This is a genomic window from Phytoactinopolyspora limicola, assembly GCF_011320225.1.
GTDB classification, from domain to species: domain Bacteria; phylum Actinomycetota; class Actinomycetes; order Jiangellales; family Jiangellaceae; genus Phytoactinopolyspora; species Phytoactinopolyspora limicola.
This window is the reverse complement of sequence record NZ_JAAOEN010000003.1, coordinates 515,832-541,357: the sequence shown is the minus strand read 5'-3', so window position 1 is coordinate 541,357 and position 25,526 is coordinate 515,832. Positions and strand designations below refer to the sequence as shown.

25 protein-coding genes and 1 pseudogene are annotated in these 25,526 nt (G+C 66.9%); 16 read left to right on the top strand and 10 right to left on the bottom strand.

Annotated features, from left to right (window positions below; all coding sequences use genetic code 11):
- The first annotated feature begins 15 nt into the window (after window positions 1-15).
- The 3 genes from G8760_RS11380 (at window position 16) to G8760_RS11375 (ending at window position 2,583) form a co-directional block, all read left to right on the top strand.
- Window positions 16-1,377 (top strand): FAD-binding oxidoreductase, encoded by a 1,362-nt coding sequence (locus tag G8760_RS11380; protein WP_166350945.1) that lies wholly within the window; start codon window positions 16-18, stop codon window positions 1,375-1,377.
- The gene (locus G8760_RS29820) at window positions 1,374-1,511 is read left to right on the top strand and encodes a hypothetical protein (RefSeq protein ID WP_207782248.1); all 138 of its coding nucleotides are present in this window, start codon (window positions 1,374-1,376) and stop codon (window positions 1,509-1,511) included. Before G8760_RS11380 ends, G8760_RS29820 begins: the two co-directional genes overlap by 4 nt.
- An 85-nt stretch (window positions 1,512-1,596) precedes the next feature.
- Window positions 1,597-2,583, top strand: a complete 987-nt coding sequence (locus G8760_RS11375; protein ID WP_207782247.1) for a class I SAM-dependent methyltransferase — start codon at window positions 1,597-1,599, stop codon at window positions 2,581-2,583.
- Window positions 2,584-2,726: 143 nt separating this feature from the next.
- Here G8760_RS11375 and G8760_RS30795 read toward each other — a convergent pair.
- Window positions 2,727-2,956: pseudogene (locus G8760_RS30795) on the bottom strand (type 2 periplasmic-binding domain-containing protein); the annotation flags it as partial.
- A gap of 39 nt (window positions 2,957-2,995) precedes the next feature.
- Between G8760_RS30795 and G8760_RS11365 the strand changes: the two are divergent.
- The 5 genes from G8760_RS11365 to G8760_RS11345 all read left to right on the top strand — a co-directional run bounded on the left by G8760_RS11365 (window position 2,996) and on the right by G8760_RS11345 (window position 8,316).
- A complete protein-coding gene (locus G8760_RS11365) occupies window positions 2,996-3,187 on the top strand; it encodes a hypothetical protein (protein WP_207782246.1) in 192 nt (63 codons plus the stop codon).
- 101 nt (window positions 3,188-3,288) lie between these two features.
- The gene (locus G8760_RS11360) at window positions 3,289-4,251 is read left to right on the top strand and encodes a DUF3500 domain-containing protein (RefSeq protein WP_166350942.1); all 963 of its coding nucleotides are present in this window, start codon (window positions 3,289-3,291) and stop codon (window positions 4,249-4,251) included.
- 350 nt (window positions 4,252-4,601) lie between these two features.
- The gene (locus G8760_RS11355; RefSeq protein ID WP_166350940.1) at window positions 4,602-6,059 is read left to right on the top strand and encodes an FAD-binding oxidoreductase; all 1,458 of its coding nucleotides are present in this window, start codon (window positions 4,602-4,604) and stop codon (window positions 6,057-6,059) included.
- Between the two features lie 83 nt (window positions 6,060-6,142).
- Window positions 6,143-6,976 (top strand): MFS transporter, encoded by an 834-nt coding sequence (locus G8760_RS11350; RefSeq protein ID WP_166350938.1) that lies wholly within the window; start codon window positions 6,143-6,145, stop codon window positions 6,974-6,976.
- Window positions 6,977-7,182: 206 nt separating this feature from the next.
- Window positions 7,183-8,316, top strand: coding sequence for a response regulator transcription factor (locus G8760_RS11345; protein WP_166350936.1), 1,134 nt, complete (start codon window positions 7,183-7,185; stop codon window positions 8,314-8,316).
- Window positions 8,317-8,453: 137 nt separating this feature from the next.
- Here G8760_RS11345 and G8760_RS11340 read toward each other — a convergent pair whose 3' ends face one another.
- The gene (locus G8760_RS11340) at window positions 8,454-9,701 is read right to left on the bottom strand and encodes an outer membrane protein assembly factor BamB family protein (protein ID WP_166350934.1); all 1,248 of its coding nucleotides are present in this window, start codon (window positions 9,699-9,701) and stop codon (window positions 8,454-8,456) included.
- Between the two features lie 137 nt (window positions 9,702-9,838).
- On the opposite strand from G8760_RS11340, the gene G8760_RS11335 reads away from it, so the two are divergent.
- Genes G8760_RS11335 through G8760_RS11320 form a run of 4 tightly spaced genes read left to right on the top strand, consistent with a single transcriptional unit; the run spans window position 9,839 to window position 13,221 of the window.
- A complete protein-coding gene (locus G8760_RS11335; RefSeq protein WP_166350932.1) occupies window positions 9,839-10,141 on the top strand; it encodes a hypothetical protein in 303 nt (100 codons plus the stop codon).
- Entirely contained in the window at window positions 10,138-12,099 is a 1,962-nt protein-coding gene (locus G8760_RS11330) for a hypothetical protein (RefSeq protein WP_166350930.1), read from the top strand. The genes G8760_RS11335 and G8760_RS11330 overlap by 4 nt, the downstream gene beginning before the upstream one ends.
- Window positions 12,100-12,113: 14 nt before the next feature.
- Window positions 12,114-12,683 (top strand): hypothetical protein, encoded by a 570-nt coding sequence (locus G8760_RS11325; RefSeq protein ID WP_166350928.1) that lies wholly within the window; start codon window positions 12,114-12,116, stop codon window positions 12,681-12,683.
- Between the two features lie 4 nt (window positions 12,684-12,687).
- A complete protein-coding gene (locus tag G8760_RS11320; protein WP_166350926.1) occupies window positions 12,688-13,221 on the top strand; it encodes a hypothetical protein in 534 nt (177 codons plus the stop codon).
- Window positions 13,222-13,284: 63 nt separating this feature from the next.
- Here G8760_RS11320 and G8760_RS11315 read toward each other — a convergent pair whose 3' ends face one another.
- The 5 genes from G8760_RS11315 to G8760_RS11295 form a co-directional block, all read right to left on the bottom strand.
- Window positions 13,285-13,566: a DUF4274 domain-containing protein gene (locus tag G8760_RS11315; RefSeq protein ID WP_166350924.1), complete on the bottom strand. Its 282-nt coding sequence runs from the start codon at window positions 13,564-13,566 to the stop codon at window positions 13,285-13,287.
- A gap of 91 nt (window positions 13,567-13,657) precedes the next feature.
- Complete coding sequence (locus G8760_RS11310; protein ID WP_166350922.1) at window positions 13,658-15,028, bottom strand: DHA2 family efflux MFS transporter permease subunit; 1,371 nt, start codon at window positions 15,026-15,028, stop codon at window positions 13,658-13,660.
- A complete protein-coding gene (locus G8760_RS11305) occupies window positions 15,025-15,360 on the bottom strand; it encodes a VOC family protein (RefSeq protein ID WP_166350920.1) in 336 nt (111 codons plus the stop codon). Before G8760_RS11305 ends, G8760_RS11310 begins: the two co-directional genes overlap by 4 nt.
- A 152-nt stretch (window positions 15,361-15,512) precedes the next feature.
- Window positions 15,513-16,802, bottom strand: a complete 1,290-nt coding sequence (locus G8760_RS11300) for an RNA polymerase sigma factor (protein WP_166350918.1) — start codon at window positions 16,800-16,802, stop codon at window positions 15,513-15,515.
- The gene (locus G8760_RS11295; RefSeq protein WP_207782268.1) at window positions 16,799-17,179 is read right to left on the bottom strand and encodes a YciI family protein; all 381 of its coding nucleotides are present in this window, start codon (window positions 17,177-17,179) and stop codon (window positions 16,799-16,801) included. The genes G8760_RS11300 and G8760_RS11295 overlap by 4 nt, the downstream gene beginning before the upstream one ends.
- A 144-nt stretch (window positions 17,180-17,323) precedes the next feature.
- Between G8760_RS11295 and G8760_RS11290 the strand changes: the two genes are divergently transcribed.
- Complete coding sequence (locus G8760_RS11290; protein WP_166350914.1) at window positions 17,324-17,929, top strand: phosphatase PAP2 family protein; 606 nt, start codon at window positions 17,324-17,326, stop codon at window positions 17,927-17,929.
- Between the two features lie 150 nt (window positions 17,930-18,079).
- Here G8760_RS11290 and G8760_RS11285 read toward each other — a convergent pair whose 3' ends face one another.
- Genes G8760_RS11285 through G8760_RS11275 form a run of 3 tightly spaced genes read right to left on the bottom strand, consistent with a single transcriptional unit; the run spans window position 18,080 to window position 20,832 of the window.
- A complete protein-coding gene (locus G8760_RS11285; protein ID WP_166350891.1) occupies window positions 18,080-18,577 on the bottom strand; it encodes a pyridoxamine 5'-phosphate oxidase family protein in 498 nt (165 codons plus the stop codon).
- A 31-nt stretch (window positions 18,578-18,608) separates the two neighbouring features.
- Window positions 18,609-20,270 carry an MFS transporter gene (locus G8760_RS11280; RefSeq protein WP_166350889.1) on the bottom strand — a complete coding sequence of 554 codons (1,662 nt, stop codon included), beginning with the start codon at window positions 20,268-20,270 and terminating at the stop codon, window positions 18,609-18,611.
- Between the two features lie 10 nt (window positions 20,271-20,280).
- The gene (locus tag G8760_RS11275) at window positions 20,281-20,832 is read right to left on the bottom strand and encodes an NADPH-dependent FMN reductase (protein WP_166350887.1); all 552 of its coding nucleotides are present in this window, start codon (window positions 20,830-20,832) and stop codon (window positions 20,281-20,283) included.
- Between the two features lie 202 nt (window positions 20,833-21,034).
- On the opposite strand from G8760_RS11275, the gene G8760_RS11270 reads away from it, so the two are divergent.
- The 3 genes from G8760_RS11270 to G8760_RS11260 all read left to right on the top strand — a co-directional run bounded on the left by G8760_RS11270 (window position 21,035) and on the right by G8760_RS11260 (window position 25,525).
- Complete coding sequence (locus tag G8760_RS11270) at window positions 21,035-24,379, top strand: AfsR/SARP family transcriptional regulator (protein ID WP_166350885.1); 3,345 nt, start codon at window positions 21,035-21,037, stop codon at window positions 24,377-24,379.
- A gap of 82 nt (window positions 24,380-24,461) precedes the next feature.
- On the top strand, window positions 24,462-24,899 hold the full coding sequence (locus tag G8760_RS11265; protein WP_166350883.1) for a nitroreductase/quinone reductase family protein: 438 nt from the start codon (window positions 24,462-24,464) through the stop codon (window positions 24,897-24,899).
- Between the two features lie 83 nt (window positions 24,900-24,982).
- The gene (locus G8760_RS11260) at window positions 24,983-25,525 is read left to right on the top strand and encodes a helix-turn-helix domain-containing protein (RefSeq protein WP_166350881.1); all 543 of its coding nucleotides are present in this window, start codon (window positions 24,983-24,985) and stop codon (window positions 25,523-25,525) included.
- Window position 25,526 lies beyond the last annotated feature (1 nt).

Here is a 25,526-nt window from a genome sequence, read left to right as displayed (position 1 = left end):
CGAGGGGAGAATCACATGACGAACGACCTGCGCGAACGCGTCCGGGGAGAGGTCATCGAACCGGACGACGACCGCTTCGACGGCGCTCGCAAGCTCTACAACGGAATGATCGACAAGCGTCCGCGTGCCATCGTGCGGTGTACGAGTGTCGCTGACGTGATGGACGCGGTGAACTACGGCCGTGGCCTCGGCCTACCGATCGCGGTGCGCGGTGGCGGCCACAACGGCGCGGGATTCGCTAGCTGCGATGACGGGTTGGTGATCGACTTGTCACCGATGAAGGGGATCCGCGTCGAGCCGGACGCGCGCACCGCGTGGGTCGAGCCAGGCTGCACTCAGGGGGACGTCGACCACGTCACCCACGCTTTCGGGCTCGCCCTCCCCGCCGGCATCGTGTCCACGACCGGTGTCGCCGGGCTCACGCTCGGCGGCGGGCACGGCTACCTGACGCGGCAACACGGGCTGACCATCGACAATCTGCTCGAAGCCGACATCGTCTTGGCTGACGGACGGTACGTCACCGCCAGCGAGAACGAGCATGCGGACCTGTTCTGGGCGTTGCGCGGGGGTGGCGGCAACTTCGGCGTGGTGACTGGTTTCCGGTATCGGTTGCATCCGGTCACGACGGTATATGGCGGGCCCATCTTCTACGACATCTCCGACGCCCGTGAGGTGATGCGCTGGTACCGGGAGTTCCTGCCCAAGGCGCCCGGGCGTTTCTCCCCGTTCCTCGGGCTGAAGAAGGTGCCGTCGGTGGACGCGTTCCCGAGGGAGCTGTGGGGCCGCCAGATCTGCGCGCTCGTCTGCTGCTTCAACGGTCCTGCTGACGAGGCTGAGCAGGTGATGGGTCCGCTCCGGGCCGACCTGCCGGATCCGCTGCTGGATGGGTGCGCGACTATGCGCTACCCGGATTTGCAGCGCATGTTCGACCCGCTGCTTCCGTCGGGCTTGCAATGGTATTGGAAGGGCGACATCGTGCGCGAACTGCCCGACGAAGCCGTCGACCTTCACCTTGAGCATGCGGCCAAGGCGCCGAGTGAGCTCTCACTGATGCACCTCTACCCGATCGACGGTGCGGTGCACAGCGTCGGCGCGCAGGAGACCGCGTGGCAGTTTCGCGACGCCACGTGGTCGATGGTGATCGCCGGCATCGACCCTGATCCCGCGCTGGCCGGCGACCTGACCTCATGGGCGCGGAACTACTGGGAAGCCGTCCACCCCTACACGGTGGGCGGCGCGTACGTGAATTTCATGATGGACGAAGGCCAGGACCGCATCCGCGCCACCTACGGGGACAACCATGCCCGCCTCGTCGAGGTCAAGCGCACGTACGACCCGACCAACCTGTTCCACGTCAACCAGAACATCCAGACATGAGATACCGGGAGGCGGGAGCCACCGGTTTCCGCCCACAAGGAGGTCCTGGATATGAGCGCCTCGGCGACGACGAAGACCGGCTCGACCGGCGACGCACACTCAACCGGCAACACGCCAAGGAGCAACGTGCCTAGGAGCAACGTGCCTGGGAGCAGCGGCTCCGATCCCGATCGCCTCCAGGCTTTCATCGAGCGCTATAGCGCCGATCAGGCGGCGACAATGCACGCAGCGACTGTCGTGGTCGGCGACCGGCTGGGACTCTTCGCACAGCTGGCGGCGATCGGCCCCTGCTCGGCTGACGAATTGGCCACCGCCACCGGATGCCATCCCCGGCTCATACGGGAGTGGCTTTCGGCGCAGGTCGCCAGCGCATACTGCGAATACGACGCGCAGAGCGACACCTTCTGGCTCACACCCGAGCAGGCTACCTGCCTCGCCGACGCCACGAGCCCGACCTATCTTCCCGGCGGGGCGATCGCTGCCAACGCCAACCACCAGGACGTCGACCGAGTGGTGCGGGCGTTCAGCGGGAATGGCGGTATCGACTGGCAGGAACACCACCCGCACCTCTTCCTCGGGACCGAACGGTTCTTCGGGCCCGTATACCGGGGCAATCTCCTCCAGCACTGGATCCCAGCGCTCGAGGGTGTGCACAACAAGCTCGTTACGGGGGGTCGGGTCGCGGATCTTGGATGCGGCGACGGGGTTGCGCTGATCCTGATGGCGCAGGCCTACCCGGCGTCGACCTTTGCCGGCTTCGACTCCCACGCCGGCTCGATCGAGGCGGCTCGGGAGGCCGCCGCCAAAGCGGGCGTCAGCGACAAGGTCACGTTCGAGGTCGGCGATGCGTCGGGTTTCGACGGTGCGGATTATGACCTGATCTGCGTGTTCAACGCCCTGCATGAGTGGGGTGACCCGCTCGGCGCGGCCCGCCGGATCCGCGGTGCGCTGGCAGCCGACGGGACGTGGATGTTCACCGAGCCACGCACCGACGAGGAACTCACGGAGAGTGTACGTGCGCGGACGTTCTTCTCGGTGTCCACATTCGTGTGCACGCCGAGCGCCTTATCTCAGGGGGCCGACGATGCGCTCGGAGCTCAGGCCGGTGAGCCGCGCCTGCGGCAGGTCACCGAACAAGCCGGCTTTACCCGGTTCCGCCGCGCTACACAGACCCCGTCCTTCATGGTGCTTGAGGCCCGTCCGTAACGTGCGAGACCAAGAGTGTTGGCGATCTCGGTCGTGTACTGTCCGTACGAGCCGCCCGGTGCACATGTGTGGGAGTTGCGTGACGATGTCACGTCGTATGGCGCCTGGTGTGCCGTTCTGCCCCATCCTGCCGTCCACTTGGATTATTCAGTGGAGAGATCCAGCATCTTCAGGAACGCGGTGGCTGCTGGAGTGCGGCCGATTCCAGCCCAGATGAGGTATTCGACTCGTGTGGGTGCGTCGGTGACTTCGATTGTGGTCACGCCGGTGAGTTGGGGCACGTATGCCGAGGGGAGCATGGCGATTCCAGGCCCTGTCTGACGAGTCGAGCCATCATGAAGTCTACGGTGGTCACCTCGAATGCGAGTTCGCGGACGTTGACGCCGCTGCTCCGGATACCTTCGAAGCCGCCATGTCGCTCAATACCATGGGCTACAACATCTCGATCGCACTCGGCGCGCTCCTTGGCGGCCTGTTCGCCAACAACGTCGGAATCACGGCCGCGGTGTGGTTCGGCGTCGCGTTGACCGCGATGGCACTGCTGTGCGCGGCTAGGTCGCACCGCGATGCCCCGACGGGGTCTCTGCAAGAGATGAATTGGTGACCAATCCGTGAGGCCGGTTTCCCGGCTATCCGTCACCACGTGCGAGGAAACTGTGAGCACAAGCCACCACAACATTCACTATGGGCATGAGGAGAGCGAAGATGGGACCGTTCGCAGCCGAGGCTCGGGCGATGTCGAATGTCGCGACGGCGCTGTTGAGGTCGCTCGGCCCGGTGCAGAAAGCTGCCGCTATCGCCCCTGTCGGCTCCGCTGACTACCACTCCTGGAGCTATCTGCCCGGTACGAGACCCGGCGTAATGCTGGGTGAAATGATCGACTATCAACAGAGTCTGGCCATGGAGCTGCTGGATGCGGGTTGTAGTCCGATCGGTGCTCGAACTGCGTGCGGGATCATCGAGCTGGACGCGATCCTACGAGGCGAGCGAAGGCGCGGACAATATTGGATCCGAGTCTTTGGTGCGCCTGGCGACGGGCGTCCGTGGGCCTGGCGGATCAATGGGCATCATCTGGCCCTACACCTGACCATCGTTGATGACGACGTTGCGGTGCCGCCCAACTTCTTCGGAGCCGAGCCGGCCACCGTTGCGCATGGTCCGCACCAGGGCCTGCGTACCCCCGTAGGAGAGGAGGAAAATGCCAGGGCTCTGCTGGCGAGTTTTGACGACGATCAGCGGCAGGTGGCCATCGCCACCCAGGTAGCGCCCTCGGACATTCTTACTCGCGCGGATCCAGTTGCGGATCCAGGTGTCCTTGCGGAAGGGCTGACGTACGCCCAGATGTATGGTGAGCAACGACGACTCGTAGAGGCGTTGATTCGGCTCTACATCGACCGAGCACCGCACCGCGTTGCGGGATCGTATTGGCGCGAGCTGGTCGCCGCCGGGATGGATGCCGTTGCTTTCCGATGGGCCGGATCCGACGAGCGCGGCGCGGGTCACTATTACGCTGTGAACGGGCCGACGTTTCTCATCGAATACGACAACACCCAGGACAACGCCAACCATATCCACTCGGTATGGCGAGACCTCAGGCGTGATTGGGGCGAAGACCTATTGGCCGCTCACTACGCCAACCATCATCACCCAGACGGTGACCCGGGTTGACCAGTGCGCTGAATGTCTAGGACGTCGAAGCGGTCGGTGCAGGGATCCATGAGCCGGCGCCGATGGGGGATGGGGTGGGGCGGCTCTCCGCCCGGTCCGGATGAACCGGCTGGAGGCAGCACTTCGGGCGCGCGGCTGTTGGAGCCATAGGGCACCACCCACTGGCCGCTGACTGGTGGTAACAGGTTGGGAGGAGGGACTTTGCCACGACTTTCCCATCGCCCGCCCTGTGTGGGCGGCTGGAGACCGGGGGTGCGCACATGACCCCCCATGTGGGGGATGGGGCACGGCAGGGCGCGCACGGAGACTGAACGCGAGCAGATGCGTTGACCACCCTGGAGGGCCGAGTCATGTCCACCGTTCGCAACCGTGCCGGGCAGGTTCCGGAAGTATCACCCGATGCCGTGGCCGGCCTGGCAAGGCAGGTGCGGGGTGCAGTACTCGAACCGCACGAAGAGGAGTACCAGGCGCATTCCGCGCCGTACAACCTCGTCGCCGCGCACCGGCCGGACCTGATCGTCGTACCCTCAGGCGCCGACGACATCCAGAAGGCCGTCGGATTCGCCGCCACCTACGGCCTGCCCGTCGGCGTGCAGGCTACCGGGCACGGCCCGGCCGCGTCGTCAAGCGGTGGACTGCTCGTCAGTACCCGGAAGATGAACGCGGTCACCATCGACCCGCTCGCCCGGACCGCGTGGACCGAGGCCGGTGCGCAGTGGCACCAGGTCATCGCGGCCGCCGCACCGCACGGGCTGGCCCCGCTCAACGGTTCCTCACCGAACGTGGGTGTGGTCGGCTACACGCTTGGCGGCGGCCTCGGTCCGATGGCCCGCACATACGGCTACGCGGCGGATCGGGTGAACCTGATCGAGGTGGTCACCGCCGACGCTCAGCGCCGGGTGGCGACGCCGGTCGACGAGCCGGACCTGTTCTGGGCGCTTCGAGGCGGCAAGGGCAACTTCGGCGTTGTGTCCGCGATGGAGTTCGGCCTCGTTCCGGTGGACCGGCTCTACGGCGGCGGATTGTTCTTCCCAGGGGAGTTCGCGGCGACGGCGCTGCACTCCTGGCGGGAGTGGACGGGGCATGTTCCAGCGGAGATGACGTCGTCGCTGGCGCTGCTGAGACTACCCGACGCACCTGGCATCCCGGAGCCGTTGCGTAATCGGCTGACGGTGCACATCCGGATCGCGTACGTAGGCACGGCCGCCGACGGTGAGCGGTTGGTGCGGCCGTTGCGAGACATGGCACCACCCATGATGGACAGCGTGGGTGACATGCCGTACACAGCGGTCGGGAACATCCACAACGACCCGGTGGATCCGATGGCGTATCACGAGGACTCCATCATGCTCCGAGAGCTGAACGGTGCGGCGGCCGAGCGCCTGCTCACCCTGGCCGGACCGGGCGCGGACACCGCCAGCGCGGTGGTGGAGGTGCGCCAGCTCGGGGGAGCGGCGGCGCGAATGCCCGACCCGCCGAACGCGGTCGGCCACCGCGACGCCGCGTTCGTCCTGGCGACTATCACACCAACGGCCGCATTCCACGACGGCCCGGCAGACGGTCCCGACGACGGTTCCGACACCGACGGTCACGGCGGTCGCCCGGAGTCGTTGCTGGATCGGATGGCCCAGTGGGGCACCGGCCTGAAGTACGTCAACTTTCTCGCCGGACCGGATGCCGCCGCCGGCGTTCGCCTGGCCTACGACACGGCTACCCACGCCCGCCTGACCAGCATCAAGTCCAGGTACGACCCGCACAACATGTTCCGGCACAACCTCAACATCCACCCAGCTGGCGGGCACGACTGACACAGCGGCCCCGGCCGCCGCCGAGATCCAAAGGCGTCGTCGCCGCCGTCGCACCCCCGAATCCGCGTAACCAAAGGAATCTCATGGTCATTGGCTCGTCTTCGCCTGCCCAGGCCGCCGGATCCGCTCCTCCCACGATCAGCGCCCGGTCGGCGGGTATTCGGCTCGCCGCCCTGTTCGGTCCCGCCATCTTCGGAGTGACGGCCGCCGGGGTGGCGCTTCCGGATGTGGCCATCGCCATGGATGCCCAGCTTTCCGCCGCGGCCTGGGTGCTGACGGCGCATGCGCTCGCGCTTGGCGCCGGAACCGCCCTGTTCGGCCGGCTGTCGGACTCCCGGGGTGTCCGATTGTCCCTGATCATCGGGTCCGTGGCGCTGGCCACCGGGGCGGTGGTGTGTGTGGTCGCGCCGAGCCTGGACGTTCTCGTCGCCGGCCGGTTCATCCTGGCGGCGGGCTCGGGCGCCATGTCCTCCAGTGCCCTCGTCCTCGCCGCCGCGGCGGAACCCGCGCACCGGCCACGAATACTGGCCATCGTCGGAGCCGGCATGGCACTGTTCTCGGCCGGTTCCGTGCTCGCGGGCGGAATGGTGACGGACTGGATCAGCTGGCGGGTGACGCTGGTTCTGCCGGCGCTCTCGCTGTTCGCGGTGCCATTCAGTCTGCGCGAGGCGGCCGCCCGGCCGGGCAGCGGTAGGCCCGTCGACTTTCCGGGTGCGGCGATGCTGACGGCCGCGGCTGCCGCGGCCCTCACGTTGATCCGGGCGTCGAGCCTCGATCTGGGCGCGGCCGCCGTGACCATGACCGCTCTGCTGCTGATCTTCGCCACGACCGGACTGGTGTTATGGACGGCGGGCCCGTCATGCTGGTCGCCGGTACGTCGCTCGGCTTCGCCGCCTTCGCCGTCACTCAAGTCGTGATGATCGCGCTGATGTCCACCCGCATTCCGGCGGCGGGGCGGGGAGGGTTCATCGGGATATTCCCGCTGCTCGCGGCCGGCCTGGCGCTGCGCGATGCCAGGGCGGCCCGATGATTCGTCGAAACCGTCCGGTTGGGAATGGGCCGGTCCGGCCATCCGTTGTCCTGGAGAACGGCGCTGCGAGCGAGGCGAGGACGGCAGGCGACGATGGCCGTGGCGAACAGATCGACGGGCGCACCGACGCGAGCCGGCCGGGCGCGCGGCCGGACCGAACTGTTGTCGCGCATCTCGGGGGCTCCCGATGCGGTGCGGATGTTCGCCGCCGCGGCCGGGCAGCTACGCACACTGGTTCCGTACGATTCCGCCGTGTGGCGGGTCACCGATCCGTTGAGCGGGATCATGACCGCACCGGTGCATTTCGAGAACATCGACGGAAAGGACTGCGCTCTCTATTGGGAGCACGAGCTGTCCGCCGAGCGTGGCAACCGGTTCCGCGACCTGGCGCAGGCTCGCGTCCCGGTGGCGGGTCTCTGGCAGACCGGCGACGGCGGCTCCCTATCCGCAAGCGCCATGTATCACGACTTCATGCGTCCACGCGGCGTCCACGACGAACTGCGGGTGGTGCTTCGGACACGTGGGCACATCCAGGGCTACGTCAGTCTGTTCCGGGAGCAGGGCCGGCCCGTGTTCACCGCCGCTGACAGCGAGTTCGTCGGGGGTCTGGTGCCGCCCCTGGCCCAGCGGTTGAGGTCGTACACGCTGCCGCTCGGGCCGGTCCCCGGGAACGACGCACGGGGGCCAGGCCTGCTGCTGTTCGACCGGTCGGGCTCGCTGCAGTCCGTCAACGACGCAGGCTGGGAATATCTCGGTGAGCTTCCCGACGGGCCGTCCACCGTGACCACGGACGGCCAGCGGGTGCCGGCTTGGATGTATATCACGATGATTCAGGCACGCGGCCGTGGTGAGCGCGGCGATCGCGGCGGCGCCCGGATCCGGTTGCGGAGCCGCTCCGGGCGGTGGCTGGTCTGCCAGGCGTCGTGCCTGCGTGGTCCGGACGACGACGTGCGCTCGCTCGCGGTCACGCTCGAGCCGGCGCCGTTGACGGAGATCATGCCGTTGGCCGCGGGTGCCTATGGGTTGTCCGAACGCGAGCTGGAGGTGACCTGGCTTCTGGCCCACGGCCGCACGACGGAGGGGATCGCGCAAAGCCTGTTTCTTTCCACGCATACGGTGCGCGATCACCTGAAGGCCATATTCGAGAAAGTCGGTGTGTCCAGCCGCAACGAGCTGGTGAGCACATTGTTTATCGCGCCGGTTCTGGGCGCCCGTACGGCAGAGTGACGACGATCCCACTCTCGCTGATGTCTTCGCCGACGAGGGGATCAAGGTGGTCGCGGCCGGGCGTCGGCCGGTCACTGACGGGCTGGACGTGGAAGCGGTCGAGGTGAAGACTGGTGCGGCCGGGAGGTCAGGCCCGTTCACGGCTCGGCGAGGACGATGCAGAGAATGTCGCAGCCGCGCCGCATCAGGTCCGGCTCGGCGATCGTCACGGTCACCGTCCCCTCTCCGGCCCGGACGAACTGCACGCGCAGTTCGGTGTGGTCGAGAACCGTGTCTTGCGCGCCGTAAGCCGTGAGGTGCTCGTCGAGATCGATGCTGACGCGGCTGAGCTCGTCTCCGCTGGCCGCGTCGTAGACCACGAGGACCCGATATCCGTCCTGCCCGTGTTCGGTACGCAGCGCGTAGGCCACGTCGTCGTAAATGTGGATGCTTCCTTGGCCCCGCCAGGTGCCGTCGGTGAGAACTGTCCAGGCCGGTGCGTCGTCGGTGACATTCCACGCCGAGTAGACGATGTCGCCGTCGTCGACGGCCAGGGGACTGTAGGCGACTAGGACGTCACCGTTGCCGCCCCGGTAGTAGGTGGCGGTGTCCTCCGTGTCGGTGAACACCATTGACACCTCACCCGTGTCGGCTGAGTAGATGGTGGTCTGGTCGTGCGGCTCGACGATGGCGAAACGCCCGTCGCCGGCGTGCCGCAGATCCATCCCCGGCTCGACCTCCATCCAGGTCTCGTTCCCATCGGCGCCGACGCGGAGCACGGCGCGCTCGTCTGACTCGCACCACGTTTCCGCCACGATGGAATGGCCCACCGCGAGGACGGCGTTCGTGGCCCCGGCGGCTTCGCAGCCGTCGGGCACGGGCACCGTCCACACCTCTTCGCCGTCGCGTAGGTCATATGCGGTGATGGTGGGCCTGTCGGCCACTGCGACGACTGTTTCGGCGACGCGGATCTCGGAAAAGCGGTCCAGGTCTGTGCGGGCGTGCCAGTTCGGCTCGCCGGTCCGCGGGTCGAGTTGAACGAGCAGGCCGTCGTCCCAGAGCACGTGGACAACGCCTCCGGTCGTCGACACTCGGGCAGTGGTGTGTCCGTCGCGGCCGTAGCTCCAATATTGGTCGCCGGTCCGCAGATCGGAGGCGACCAGGCCCGTGCCCGGTTCTCGCTGCACCGCAAGGCCGTCGACGATCCACGGATCGTCCACCAGCGTGAGTACCTGCGACGGGTTCGCCGGGGCACCGGTGCCGACTGGCTCGGGGTACGTTCCGGTCGGGCCACTGATCTGCTCACCGTAGCGGTCCGCGGCGAGGACCGCGTAGACACCGACGCCAAGAGCGACAACGGCGATGACGGCGACCCCGATCAGCCGCTTGCGCGTCCACCATCTCATATCAATCGACGACCCTACCGGAAGGTCAACTCAAGCGTGGCCATAGTCCACGCGGAGATCGACGGGTCTGCGAATCGGTATACTGTCGCGATTTGCGGAGCTTTCCGCGTGATCGTCAGAGCTAGAAGGTACGGCATATGACTGTAGAACAAGACGACATGGTGCCCAACCCGGAGCACACCGCGCTGAGCGAGATACTCAGCATGGCTCAAGGGTTGGAGGAAGACATCGCGGAAGCGCTCGACGACGCCTTCCGGATCATGGACAGCGGCGAGGCCTGGACCGGTCCCACTACCGCTACGACTTTCCTCGAAGATCTCGGCTATCGCAAGGACGACCTCCCACGGCTCGCCGAACGCCTGGTGGAGGACATCCGCACCAGGCTGCAGAATGTCCCGGCGGAGGTTCACCCCGACAGGTTGGTGAATCCGCCGGTATGAGCGACGTATCCAGTGTGAGTGTTGAGGGGTTGACCGACCTCGTGTCGGCCATGAACCGCGGTCACCGCGCGCTGAGCACGGATCTTGATCAGCTGCGCTCCAAGATGCGGAACTGGGATGTCACGATGACAACGCTCGACGACATCGGTCGCATCGGCGAGTGGGTGGATGACCAGGTGCCGGGATTGGAACGGCGCCGCAACATGGCCGCGGGTCTCACCGGTGATCAGCCCACGTCCACGATGGTGGACTTCGACGAGCCGTTGCGTTTCAACAGCCCGGAAGAGGCCGAGCAGTACGGTCGAGAGCTGGCCGAGATGCTCGAGAACGGCACCATCGACGCGGGTACCTTCGATGAGCTTTTCCAAGAGCTCGAGCCTTACGTCAACGACCCGGACGTGATGGCCGGCTTTTACCTTGAGCTTGGGCCCGAGGTAACCGAGATGCTGCCCGAGATGCTGTATTCCAGCGGCGTGGACGGCGGCGCCCGGTATCTTGAGCTGTTCAGCATCGGATTGGGCACCGCGCTGAACACCACCAACCACACGAGTTCCACGTCGGACTACTACTCCGAACTCTCATCCTTCCGTCAGCACTTCACCCAGCCCACCGACAATCCCGCCATGGCCTGGAGCCGCCTGGCCCTGCTCCAGCACGGCGACTTTCCTCCGCGCTGGCTCGCCGACGTCGTGCGCAACAGCGTGCTGGACCACTTTGAGGGCGAGGACTGGGACCACACCGACTACCGCGGGTCCATGTTCCCCAAGCTCGGGCTTTCCGAGGACACACTCGCGCTCGCCTTCAGCGCACTCGGCAACAACCCCTCGGCGGCTCGAATCGCGCTGGATGAGAAGGCCGGCATCACTCTCGAGGAGTACACCAACCGCGTCTATGGCCTGGCCGGAAGCATCGGCACCGGTGACGACATCGCCGCGGCCTTCGGGCAGGCGCTCGCGGCGGGCTCCGGCGCCCTCGACGATCCGCCCGACAAGGGTTACCACGCGTCGAACTTCGCCTTCCAGGTGATCGTCGCGCTGGGCCAACATGAGGACACCCCGTGGGGCATGCGCGAACCCATGGGCCAGATCGCGGCCGCCTACGCTGAGGAGTTCCTGGCTGGTGCGTATGCGCACGACGCCATGTTCCGGGAATCGTCCATGGACATGCCGGAGAACTTCACCCTGCCGCCCGGCATGGATCCGACGTTCTTCCTCAGCCCGGAGGACGTCTACCGCTTCCTTCACGGTTTCGCTCACGACGACGCCCACTCGGCAGCCTTCGATGCCGCGGTGCAAGAGCTTTACGAGACCCTGCCTATGCAGGCGCTCGAGGCGGATCTCGCGGCCACGGCAGCGGGCAACACCGATCCGGAGTATTTCGAGGTAACCCTGCGGATGTTCGGCACGCTCGCCGGGTTGCAGTATGAAACGCAACGAAAGGTGCGGGGTGACAAGTTCGACGCGGAGAAGGAGTTCCGCGACAACTTCGCCTTCGGGGGCTCGGCGGTGCTCACCCTGCTCCCCGTCAGTCCGAAGGGGATCCTCGACCTGGGCTGGAAGGTCACCCAGGTGGCCACGGCCGGCGGATTGAACGGCTGGGCCGACTCGGGAACCGACCCGCGTGACGAGCTTGAGGAGCTCAACTACCAGGCCGGTGTCCTGCACCGGTACATGATCGCCGAGATGATGATCGACGCGGGTTATCCCTACACCGAGGACATCCCGCCGAACCTGCTCGACGAGAACGGCAACCTGCTGCCCCCTGAGGTGATCGCCGAGGATCTCAGCAGCGGTGGGCTGGCTCAAGAGTTCATCAACTGGACCGACAGCAATAAGGACACTCACCCGGAACACCCGAGAACTCGCCCATTCGACACGAAGTTCGACTCCGGGTGGGACGCGATCGGCAACGGTCGCGGCGATGCGTCGGACAGTATCGCCAACCAGGTGGAATGGTAGGGGGCGTGCGACGGATGGCTCGGATAGCCCTGCCGGTGCGCGACGGCTGGCGGCGATACAGCTACGCGGCGCTGCTCGCCGGTGCGATGGTGTTGGTGGTGAGCTGCACCGGAGATTCCGACGTCAACACCGACGAGCTCGGCGACATGCTGCGCCACGACGGTTCGAGTCTCGTCGACCTCATCCAGGAGAACGACGACCGCGTGGGCGAACTGATTGGCGAGAACATCACCCACGATGCAAGCACGGACGAGCAGTGCGGGAACGACGGTGTGCGGCGGATGTGGTCTACCGAGTTCTCGCTCGAGACCGCCGGCGACCCCACGGATCCGCAGCAGGTCAACACGGTGTACAACGGCTATGCCGACTTCCTCGGTATGCGTTTCCGCGAACTCGGCTACGCCGCGACAACGCCGCCGCACGGAGACGGCCTAGACTCCCGCCAGGGCCAGTATGAACGCGCTGTCGACGAGCAGGATGTCACGCTGACGTTCGTGGTGACCTATGGCCTCACCGCGGATCAGCCCGGCGACGTTGTTACCACCGACGTGACCATCGAAGGCGTCACGCCGTGTTTCGAGTAGCGTCGTGACCTCCGGGCGGGGGCAAGCATTCTCGGCGGTGGTCGCGGTGATGGCGCTCGTGGGCTGCGGCGGAGGCGAGTCCGGCGAGGATCCCGGCGGGAACGATACGACGGCGCTGGTCGAGCTCGATGTCGTCCTCGACGCGGAACTCGGTGTCGGCGCTCCGGCTGGACCCGAGTACCCGCCGGATACGTCCGGCGTGGTCGCCGAGTACACCGTCACCAACAATGCCGATGTCGCCGTGCTCGTGGTAGAACGACGACCACCGCAGCTCACACCCACGGTCGATGTCCCACTTCCGGACACCGAGGAGTCCAGCTGGGTGTACAGCGACGACGCTGGGACCATGCTCGTCACCAAAGAGATCTTCGCCATGAGCCGTAGCAACGGCACCGACAGCAACACGGGTACCGCCTATCGGGCGCCCGCCGTGCGGCTGGAACCCGGGGAGAGCGTGGACGTGGTCCGCGACGTCGTCGACACCGAACTGGTACCTCTCGCTGACGCGGTACGTGAGCATCTCGAAGCGTCGGAATAGGAAGACACGCCCCGATGAACTCGCAGGAGTCGACCTTTCAGACGCCCCCACCGTCCTGACGATTCATGACCAGCGGCCGCGTGGGAGGGTACATCGTCGCTGGTCGCGCGGGTCATGGCGGGCCATGGTGCGGGCGGCGTCGTCCAGCGCCCAGAAAAGTTGCAACGCCAGCCCTCGGTCGCACCGTGGGTGACGAACGACCGCCAGAGGCACGACGTAGCCGTCGTCCCAGTTGCACGTGTCCATCAACTCCCGCAGGGCGGTCTCATCCGGCAAGTCCGCGACCAAGGCTCTCGTCTCCGGATCGTTGGGCGCGCTGAGGATACGTGCGATGTTGGGACGCATGTGCTCTCGCCCGCTACCCGCCTGACGGGAAGATGTACCGACATTGCGGTGGCAGCGGCAACCGCAATGTCGGTACGTCAGCAAGCCCCGTTCACCTGGGCGTTGGCTGCTCCCGCACTCCCAGCGCGATCACCGCACCCAGAACGGACAGTGTCGCACCGGTGATCAAGGCTGGGCTGAGCCCGTCGATGATTCCTTCCAGGCTTCCCAGGTTGCCATTCGCCAGGAAGACACCCCCGATGGCCGCGATTCCGACGGCGCCCCCGACCTGTCGGCTGGCGTTGGTCATCGAGGACGCGACGCCCATCAACGCGGGTCCGGCGGTGTGCATCGTGGCAGCCGCCACGGTGGGGAACACCAAGGAGATGCCAATCCCGGCGATGAACAGCGGTGCCAGCAGCGTCGTGTACTCGGTGCCGGGCTCCACGATCAGGCCGAACCAGCCCAGTCCGATGCCTTGCAGGATCAGGCCGGCCACGATGAGTGGTCGATTGCCGACCGATTCCGCCAGTCGCCCTGCGATCGGCGATACCAGGATCGGAGTTGCCGTCCAGGGGAGGAGGCCAAGCCCGGATTCGGTGGGGGAGAAGCCGCGACCCACCTGGAAGTACTGGGTGATGAGCACCCCTCCGCTGAACAGTGCGGCCCCCATGAGGAACGCGCTGGTGTTGGCCGAGGCGAAGGTGGGCTTGCGAAGCAGCGCCAAGGGGAGCATGGGCTGGCTGGCTCTGTTCTCCCACACGACGAACACCAACAGGACGGCTACGCCGACGGTGAGCTGCACGATCGTGCTGGACTCGCCCCATCCACGACTCTCCGCGCCCTGCACCGTGCGGACGATCACCAAGAGTCCGATGCTGACGAGCACCAACCCGACGAGGTCGAGCCGCTGACGCTCACCTCGTGATTCGGTCATCTTGAGCTGGGACAACACCAGGGTGATGACGCCCACCGGGACGTTGATCCAGAAGATCGACTGCCAATTGAACACCTCGGTGATCGCTCCACCGATCAGCGGCCCAACACCCACCCCCGTGCCGACCACGCCGCCCCACACCCCCATCGCGACCCCGATCCGCTGTGGTGGAAACGCAGCCCGGATCAAGGTCAGTGTCACGGGGATCACGATGGCGGTGCCGAGCCCCTGCACAGCGCGAGCCGCGATCAACACCTCAGCGTTGGGAGAGGTCGCCGCGGCGATCGATGCGACCGTGAACACGATGACGCCCAGGTTGAACATCCGTCGGCGGCCGAACCGTTCACCGAGTGCCCCGCCGAGGAACAGCCCGACAGCGACGGCCAGGGCGTAGGCATTGATGACCCATTCCAGGTCGGTGAATCTCGCTCCGGTGTCTTCGCCAATCCGGGGCAGGGCCGTGGTGACGGCCAGCAGGTCGACCGATTCTATGAATACGGCGACGCAGGTGATGCCCAGTGTCCACGAGGCTGTGCGGCTGTTCATGCTCCTGGCTCGTAGAGTCCGAACGTCGTGCCCTGATCGTCCTGGCAGAGCGCCATCCGGCCAACTCCGGGAATCTCCATCGGGTCGGGTGCGGTGCCACCGAGCTCCTTGACCTTGGCCACCGAGGCGTTGATGTCCTCGGTGGAGAAGTACGCGACCGGATGGGATCCATCTCCCGAGGTGATCGCTCCGCCCGGGTTCGCGCCATCAACCATGTGGTAGCCCTGGCCGCCGAAATTGGAGAACGTCCATCCGAACAGGCCCGAGTAGAAGGCGCGGGCCTTGTCGGTGCTGGCTCCGGGCAGCTCGAACCACACCAGATTCGTTGTCATGTGTACTCATTCCTTCCAGTGGTAGGCGTTCCTGCGTCGTCGTCGGCGGGCTATGTGCCGCACCCACCGTCAAAACCAAGGACGCAGCGACGTCCGTCGACTCGACAGGCGCCAGAGAAGGGCGTCGACGCCGCAGGCCCGGAGGCGCGGGATCAGACCTTGAGGGCAGCGAGGCGAGATCGCAGATGTCGCTCTTCCACTGGGTTGGTGACCGTCGCCAGGGCGCGTTCGAAGGACGCTCGGGCCTCGTCGACCCGGTTGGCGCGGAGGAGCAGTTCGGCACGGGCGGAGTGAAATGGATGGAAGTTCTCAAGCTCGGTGATGTCGTCGAGCAACTCCAGGCCCTGTACTGGTGTGGTGGCCATTGCCACGGCGACGGCACGGTTGAGGGCCACCACGGGTGATGGGTCGAGTCGCGCCAGTGCGTCGTACAGTTCGGCGATCACCGGCCAGCGTGTCGCCGCCGATGAGGGCGCTTGGGCGTGCTCCGCCGCGATCGCCGCCTGCAGCTGGTATACCCCTGGGCGGCCGCGCCGGGTGGCCAGGCCCAGCAGGTGCCGACCTTCGTCGATGTCGCGTTCGTCCCAGTGTTCCCGGGTTTGGTCGGCCAGGAGCACCAGCGCGCCGTGCGGCCCGGTTCTGGTGTGGCGGCGGGAGTGCTGGAACAGCAGCAGCGCGTTGAGACCGAGCACCTCGGGCTCGTCCGGCATCAGTGTCGCGAGCAGCTTGGCGGCGCGAATCGCGTCCTCGCACAGGTCGGCTCGGAGCAGAGTCTCATCGGCTGGCCCACGGACGTAACCGTCGGTGAACATCGAGTAGATGACGGCCAGCACGGAGTCGAGCCGCTCTGGGAGGTTGTGGTCGGCCGGCACGGCGAAGGCGATGCCCGCGTCGCGGATCTTCCGTTTGGCTCGGACGAGGCGCTGAGCCATGGTCGTCTCGGACGTCAGGAATAGCCGGGCGAGTTCGGCGGCCGTCAAGCCGCACACGGCGTTCAGAGTCAGAGCCACGCGGGCGGGCATGTTCAGCGACGGATGGCAACAGGTGAACAGCAGCGCCAATCGCTCGTCTCCGAGGGCGCGTAGCTCGGACCCGCTGGTGAGTTCCGGACCCGGTGCCGGGGCGGTGAGGCCGGCGGTCGGGTCGAACGACAGGGCCTCGCGGGCCTTGGCCTGCTTGGACTCGTCGCGGCGAATGCGATCCAGCCCGCGCCGGCGGGCAACCGTCAGCAGCCACGCCAGGGGGTCGTCCGGTACCTGGCCATCTCCCCAACGCTTGAGCGCGACCTCCATCGCGTCGGCGAGAGCGTCCTCGGCGATCTCGAAGTCACCCAGCGCTCGGACCAGGCCGGCTAGCAACCGCGCCCGGTGCTCCGCGAACACCACAGCGACCGCCCTGGCGGCTGCGTGGTCGTCCTTCGGTTCCCCTGGGGTCGGGGTCACTCGTTCATCGCCTGCTGGAGACCGTCGACGGGGTCATACCACTGGGGGACGACCCGAACCGGCCGGACTTCGACACCTGCCTCGGCGGCCATCGGGCATGCCGCGGCCAGCTCCAGTGCCTCGTCCAAGTCATGGCATTCGAGGAGGAAGTACCCGGCGAACCACTCCCGGCTCTCGGCGAAGGGGCCATCACGCAGCAATGTCTCACCGTTCCTTACCTGGACGGTTGTTGCCGCGTGAGTCCCCTGCAGCGGGTCTGCACCGCGGAACACGCCACGCTCACGCAGCATCTGCACGTAGTCCAGCACAGCGTCGCGTTTCGCGATCGCCTCCGCGGAATCTTCTGGAGCCCACTCGCAGTCGTACAACAACACCATGTATCTCACTCGTGCCTCCTTGCCCGAGGTGCACAACACATAGTCCCTCGGATACAAGGACGCCGGACAGCGGTGCAACTCGACAAGCTGGCACGCCGTCGCCGGCAGAATCGACGCTATGGCCGACGTTCGGAACACCAGCACATGAGCCAGAGTGACACCACCCCTGCTCGGTCAGCGCGTGTCGCCGCCTTATTGACCAGGGTCTTCGCGCCAGCACACCTCGTGATCGGTGTGCTGCCCGTTGTCGGGGCAACGAGTGATTCGTCAGTCGTACGTGGCGTCGGCTGGGGTGTGCTGGCTGCGTTCCTTGTTGGCGTCGTGCCCTATACATGGGTGCTGTATGCGGTACGGCGAGGTCGATTCAGCTCACCCCACATTCCCGACCGTGCCCAGCGTCTTGTCCCGCTGGCCGTCGCCGGGGCGGCCGCCGCCGGCGGGCTTCTCACCCTGATGATCCTGGGTGCGCCACGGCAGCTGATCGCGCTCCTGGCGGCCATGCTGGCCGGCCTCGCCGTCACCACGACCATCACGCTCAAGTGGAAGATCTCCATCCACACCGCGGTCGCCGCCGGCACCGCCACCATCCTGACCATCGTCTTCGGCCCGGCATTGGCCGCCAGCGCGATCATCGTGGTCGCCACCGGCTGGTCCCGGATCCGGTTGCGAGACCACACCACCGGCCACGTCATCACCGGCGCGATCGTCGGCACCGTTGTCGCGGCGGCCGTCTTTCTAGGGCTTCGATGACGCATCGGGATGGGCGAACTCGGCCCGAACCGAGCCCGAAGTGGTGCGTTGATGGGCGGCACGAACGCGAGAACACAGTCGTGCTCGCCCGTTGCGGCCGGCACGGCCACACTCCCAACAAAGCCGCCAGGGGTGAGGTTCGCGGCGCGGCTACGCGGGGGAGCCCCACTGGCTTGCTGGCCGTCCGGCCGCCAGATCCCGGCCCCAGAGCACCTGTACTCGCCAGGGATCCAGGCGCAGGACCTGGTACATCGGATCGTGCGGGCCGCCGTTCCAGTACGCCGCGGGGTCGTAGCCGACCCCCGGCGGGCTACCTTGCTGGTAGAGCTTCCAGACCGTGTCCTTCACATCCTGGTTGCTGATCCAGCTCGCGACGGTGTCGACGGCCGCGGTGTTCTGTGCCGGGCTCCAGTACGAGAGCGTGGCGTGCGGGTTGCTGGCGAGGTGGGCGACCTTCACCGGAGTCCGGTAGGTGGCCAGCCAGCCGACCAGTTGGCCATCGACCACCTGCCAGATCGGCAGCAGCACGCGGGCGCGCGGGCGGCCTTCCGGGTCCACCGTGGTCATCGTCGCGTAGACGACATCGCCGACAATGTGCTCGAAGTCCGCCCGGATCTTGCTGAACGAATCCACCTGACGTACCGGCATGAGAGTTCTCCTTGGTTCGACGTTCGGGTCTTCACCGGACACTCGCGGGGACCCCGGCGTCGTCGTCGCTGCCGGTCGGCGGCTGTGCCGGTGTTGGAAGGCCGTCGGTGTCCTCCGCGGTAGGAGCGCTGTCGGTGTCTGCCTCGGTGACTGGAGCGTCGTCGCTCGTCGGCGGTACCCGGCGCAAGATCGTCATCGACAGCACCGCGGCCGCGAGGGCGAGTACAGCGGCGATACCTGCCGCCACGTTCAATCCGTTGGTGAATGCCGCCCGGGCGGGATCGAGCAGGGTGTACGCCGCCGAGGCCGGCAGTTCGTGAACCGCTGCGAGCGCTCCCGGCAGGGTGTCCCGTGCGCCGTCGGCCGCAGCGTCGGACAGCCCGGCCGGAACGTCGCCCGCCATGCCGGTCCGATAAACCGCTGTGCCGATGCTGCCCAGGATGGCGATGCCGAGCGAGACGCCGAGGTCGCTGGCCGTCGTGTTAACCGCCGACGCCGCTCCCGCCTTCTCTGGAGGGGCGGATCCGATGACCAGGTTGGTGGTCAGTGCCATCGTCGGCGCGATGCCCGGGTAGAGGATGTAGAAGCCGACGATCAGCAATGTCAGCCCCGATGGGCTACCCACTTGGGTGAGCACGCCATAGCCGATGGCCGATAGGAGTAGGCCGGCGGCGATGATGGACGACGGCCGGAACCGGCGGGCCAGCATTGGCGACACAGTCGACGCCACGACCAGCAGCAACGCCGCTGGCAAGATCCACAGCCCGGCCTGGAGCGGCGACTGTTCGGCCACCAGTTGCAAGTACTGGGTGAACAGGAGGTACACACCGCCCAACGCCACCGCTGCCAGCAGGAACACACCCAAGGCGCCACTGAAGATCCGGTTGCCGAACAGTCGCACATCGAGGAGCGGGTTGGTCAGGCGAAGCTGCCTGCGGACGAAGACGACGGCCACGGCCACACCCACGGCAAGTGCGAGCGCCGGCACCACGAAGGTCTCCGCCTTGGCCAGTTCCTTGATGCCGTAGACGAAGGGGAACAGCGCCGCCATCGACAGCGCGACGCTGGGGATGTCCAGGCGTCCCGCGTTCGGTGCGCGGTACTCCGGGACCAGCAGTGGGGCCGCGATCACCACGAGCGCCATCACCGGAACGCCGACGAGAAGGGCGGCGCCCCACCAGAACGCTTCGAGCAGGAGCCCGCCCACCAGCGGCCCGACGGCGACACCAACGGACACCGACGCCGCCCACATACCAATGGCAGTGGCCCGTTGCCGGGCGTTCTGGAACATGTTGCTGATGAGCGACAGCGTGGCCGGCATGACGGCCGCCGCGCCCAGGCCCATGACCGCACGCGTGGCGATCAGCAACTCGGCACTGTTCGAGAACGCCGCCACGGTCGACGCCGCTCCGAAGGCCACCGCTCCGAAAAGCAGCACCCGGCGACGTCCGACCCGGTCGCCGAGGGTTCCCATGGCGACCAGGAGCCCGGCCATCATGAAGCCGTAGATGTCGTTGATCCACAACACTTGTGAGCTGCTGGGCTGCAGGTCTGCCGCGATCTGTGGGGTAGCCAGGAACAGCACGGTCATGGTCAGGAAGAGCAGGATGGTCGGCAACAGCAAGGTGGCGAGACCGAGCCATTCCTTGGCGCCAGCGCGCTGCGCGGGCGTGGCCGTATACGTGGAAGACATGTGGAACCTTTCAGAGGTTGTCGTGAGATATCCGCGCATGGCGGGCTGCTGCCACGAGTGCCGCGAGTAGTCGGTCCGTGGTGTTGGCTTGGTCCGGATGGCAGTGTGTGCTGCAGCCGAGCCGATCGGGACAGACACCGGTAGTGCCGGTCACCATCGCCTGTTGGCGGCCGAATGCCGCACGGATGTGCCGTAGTGCCTGTGGGTCTGGGTGGGCATGGCTGTTCGTGACGAGTGCGACGGGTTTGCCGGCCCACGCCGTCGTACACCACTCCAGCGCATTGCGGACTGGGCTGGGGATGCCCTCGAGGCGGCCGAGCAGGACCACGATGAACCCGTCGGCATCCAGCAGCCACGGCACGAGGTCGTGTACAGCTGATGGCTGTGCTCCCTCGTCCGGCAATATGGCTGCCCGGTGGTCCGGAAGTCGGGCCGTCTCGAGGTCGATGAAGTCCACGTCGACCGCGTCGAGCAGGCCGGCCCGCCGGGCCAGCCAGTTCCCTACGGGCAGCTCTGCCGGCACGCTGGTCAGAACGGAGATTCGTACGGCCTGGTGCGCCATCGCCACTCCCTCCCTTCTATCCGGAGCTGTTTGGGTCCGGCCGCTCGGGCGGTGACCTGCCTTCGGCGACCGGTGGACGAGATTCACTGTGCGCGGCGGCGCTTCGGATGCACTCCGGACAGACTCCAGATCGACTACAGCCGCGGGAAGGCGGGAGGCGTCCGCGCCAGCGCACCAGGGAGACATCTGTAGTGTCAGCAGCATGCGTTTTGGGGTGCTGGGGCCGCTGGCGGTGTGGACGGCGGAGGGCCGGCTGATCCGCGTACCCGAGGTCAAGGTCCGCATCCTGCTGACCCACCTGCTGATCAGCAACGGCCGAGTGGTGCCGGCGGACCGGCTGATCGACGACATGTGGGGTGCCAACCTGCCGGCGAACCCCAACGGCGCGCTGCAGACCAGGATCTCCCAGCTCAGACGGGTGCTCGACGACGCGGCGCCGGGCGGGCGGTCCGTCGTCGCGTCCCAGGCCCCTGGCTACGTTCTCGACGTTGACCCCGATGACATCGACACCGGCCGGTTCCAGGCGCTCGTCGCCCAAGCCCACGCCGCCGGCGACGCACGGACGAAAGCTTCTGTGCTGGCTGATGCCCTGGCGTTGTGGCGAGGGCCGGCACTCATCGACTTCCGCGACGAGGACTTCGCTCGCCCGGAGATTGTCCGCCTCGATGAGCTGCGCCTGACTGCCGTCGAGGAGCAGGCGGAGGCCAGGCTTGAACTCGGCGAACACACGCTGCTGGCCGACGAGCTCAGCGAGCTGGTGGCGCAGCATCCGCTCCGGGAGCGGTTGCGCGGCGCTCAGCTTCGGGCGCTTTACCGTGCCGGCCGGCAGAGCGAGGCATTGAACAGCTACCGCAGGCTCCGCGAAGAACTCGCCGACGAGCTCGGCGTGGATCCGAGTCCCGAGCTCAACACGCTGTATGAGGCCATACTCCGCCAGGATCCGCAACTCGCCGCGCAGCCGCCCGAACCAGCGGTGCGGCCGGTCTCGGGCAATCTGCCCTCGGTGCTGACCAGCCTGGTCGGCCGCGACACGGCGGTGGACGAGGTCAGCAAACTGCTGGATTCGGAGCGCCTCGTCACCCTCACCGGACCTGGCGGGATCGGGAAGACCAGCTTGGCGATCGAGGCGGCCCACCGGGTACGGGACTCATTTCGCGACGGAGCGTGGCTGGTGGAGTTGGCCGGTGTCGGCCAGCCGTCCGGGCCTGATCATCGCACCATCCCAACGGGCCCGGCACCGGGTCTGTCGGCCGTTGCCGAGACGGTGGCTGCTGCGCTCAACCTGCGGGACGAATCCCGCACGCCTAGCCAGGGAAAAGCAACGGACCCCATGGTTGAGGTCTCGCAGCTTGCGGAGGCGCTGAAGACCAAACACGCTCTCGTGGTCCTGGACAACTGCGAACACGTAGTGGATGTGGTGGCCGCGCTAGCCACCACCCTGCTGCGCGCGGCGCCTGAGCTGCGCATCGTCGTCACCAGCCAGCGTTCCCTCAAAATAGCCGGCGAGCGGCTGTGGACAGTGCCACCGCTGGCGCTGCCTGAACCACGGGGTGACCTCCAGTCGTTGCAGGCATCCAGCGCCGCCCAACTGTTCGTGGCCCGAGCCGCGGCCGCCGCCCCCGGGTTCGTACTGGACTCCACCAACGCCGAGGCGGTCGAGCAGATCTGCCGCCGACTGGATGGGCTGCCACTCGCGCTGGAACTGGCGGCTACCCGCGTGCGGGCACTGGGTGTGCATGAACTGGCCGCCCGCTTGGACGACCGCTTCCGGGTACTCGGCGCCGGTCAGCCGCGGGCCCAGACTCAGCATCGAACCCTGCGAGCCATGATCGAGTGGAGCTGGAGCTTGTTGAGCCCAGCTCAACAGACGGTGCTACGCCGCCTCGCCGTGCACGCCGACGGCTGTACGCTGCGCGCCGCCGAAGCCGTGTCCGCCGGTGCCGACGTGGCCGGTGCGGCCGTCGTTCGTGAGGATGCCGTCGACGTACTCTCCGACTTGGTGGATCGGTCTCTGGTGGTGGTCGCCGAGCACAGCGCCGGTGACGGGCCACGCTATCGGCTGCTGGAGTCGGTGGCAGCCTACGCCGAGGAACGGCTGCGCGCCGCCGGCGAGGCCGAGCCGGTCCGGCGTCGGCATCGTGAGTATTACCTGCAGCTCCTTACCGCGGCCGGTGCACACCTGCACGGCCCGGCCCAACGCGAGTGGCTGCCGCGGTTGGACACCGAGTCCGGTAACCTCCGTCATGCGTTCGACAGCGCAGTGACCGACGACGATCCGGGCACCGCTCTGCGGCTTGCCAACCGGTCGGCGTGGTACTGGGTGTTGCGCGGTCGGTTCCGGGAAGGTCGTCGTTGGCTGACAACGGCGGGCTCGATGCCGACCGCGGACCCACAACTGGAACCGGCCCGCACCACCGCCCACCTCTGGCAGGCCGCGTTCACCCTCCGGCTCGGCGAGCCGGCCGCTGCCCCCGAGGCCGCCACGGCCACGGCGGAACCCCGCGATCTCGACGAGCTCGCTGGTCGGGCGCGAGCCGAGTGGTTTCTCAGCTTCGCCCGCATCGGCATCGGCGACGCGGCCGCCACCGAGGAGTTGACCAGGCGCGCACTGACGGTGTTCCAGGCCATCGGCGACCAATGGGGCACCGCCGCGGCGCTGGGCACGCTGGCCCAGCAGATGATGCTGCGCGGAGAACTCACCCAGGTACGCGAGCATGGTGAAACGAGCATGGAGCTGTTCACCGAGCTTGGCGATCGGTGGGGACAGCTGCACGCTTCCTTCGCGCTCGGCTCCCTGGCACAGGTGATCGGCCGGTACGACGAGGCCGCACGCCGGCATCGGGACGGATTCCGCATCGCCGAGGAGTTGGAGCTGGGCACGGAGGTCAGCGACAAGCTCGTCGCGCTAGGACGGGTCGCACTGTTGAAAGGTGATGACGTCCAGGCCGACGAGTTACACCGGCAGGCCCGGGAGCGTGCGGTCGAACAGGGATACCTCGTCGGCCAGCTGTTTGCCGATACCGGCCTCGCGCTGTCCGCTCGCCGGCGAGGCGACCTGGATACGGCCGAGCCGATGTTGCTCTCCGTCCTCGATGGGGAACGGCGTTTAGAGTCCGACGCGGGCGCCGCCTTGATCTTGGCCGAACTCGGATTCGTCGCTGAACAGCGCGGTGACCAGCAGGCCGCCCTGTCGTTTCACCTCGACGGGTTGACGGCTGCCCGTCGAACCGGTGACCCGCGGGCCGTCGCCCTCGCTCTCGAGGGACTGGCAGGGGCGTTGAGTGTTGGTGCGTTGAATGTGAATGCACCAACCGGATGGGCAGCCCGTCTGCTGGGTACCGCGGCGGCCGTCCGCGAGTCCACCGGTGCACCGTTGCCGGCGGCGGAACGGGGCGACGTCGACCGGATCGCGGCGTCGCTGCGTGCGGCACTGGGAGGCGACGAGTTCTCCGCGGAGTTCGAGCACGGGAAGGCCATGGAGCTGGGGGAATGCTTGGCCGCGGTGGATAGCCGCTGGCCGTCCGTCGTCGGCCCGGAGTCTGTCTGAAGAAGATCCGAAGCCGGGCCCCGCAGGGTTGCGTCTATCGAACGTCGTCAATCCCGACGACGAGCAGACGAAAGGACGCGATATGTCTACGCAGGTCACTGACAGCCCGGATCCATCCGTCGCCGACCACGTCCGTCGTTACCTCGCGACTGACGGTGCCGATGGGTTCCTCGAGGGCGGCAGCACCAACCTGGTGTTGACCACGGTGGGCCGTAGCACCGGGCAACGGCGGCGCACCGCGCTCTTCTTCGGGCAGGACGGTGACCGCTATGTCCTCGTCGCCAGCGGGGTTCGTTTCGGGGATCCGGCATTGCCGAACTGGTACCGCAACCTGCGCGCCAATCCAGAGGTCGAGGTCCAGGTCCGCGGCGAGCGGTTGACCGCCCGGGCCCGGACGGTGGTTGGGCCGGAACGATCCCGGCTGTGGCGGCTGATGGCCGACGACGCGCCCATCTTCGAGCGGCATCAGGCCTCGGTGTCACATGAGATCCCGGTGGTGGTTCTCGAACGGACGCCGTAGCCGGCCAGACGCGGACTCCGCGCGGGCCGTTCCGTGCCAGCTCTCCCGGTCATAGTGACAGCGGATTCGCTATCATTGGGCGAATGGGACTGGTTGATGGTGACACGGACGCCGCGAGACGTGGCCGGGCAGCAGGTTTGGTGGCTGCTGCGCGGGTGAGGCGTGCCATGTCGCAGCGTGAGCTTGCTCGTGCTGCGGGTGTCCCGCAGTCGACGGTGGCTGCGGTTGAGTCCGGTCGTCGTCAGCCATCAGTCATGATGCTTGAGCGGTTACTAGATGCTGCTGGGTTTGGCCTTGATACGCGTTTGGTGAATGCGGTTCGGCCGTCGGTGTTGCTTGATCGTCATCGTGATGCTGTTGCTGGGGTGTTCGCTCGTTTCCCCGTTGTTCAGGCCTGGGTGTTTGGTTCCGTGGCGCGAGGCGATGATCGGCCGGACTCGGATCTTGATCTGCTGGTTGAGCTTGAGTCGGGTTCGTCGGCTGTGGACATCATCGGCCTGGATGAAGAGTTGTCGGCTGTGCTCGGCTGCCCCGTTCAGGTGGTGACCACCGCTGAGCTGGAGTCGAACGATCTGCTTCGGCGTGGTGTGAACCGTCACCGTGAACCGCTGGCGATTGCGGCTTGAC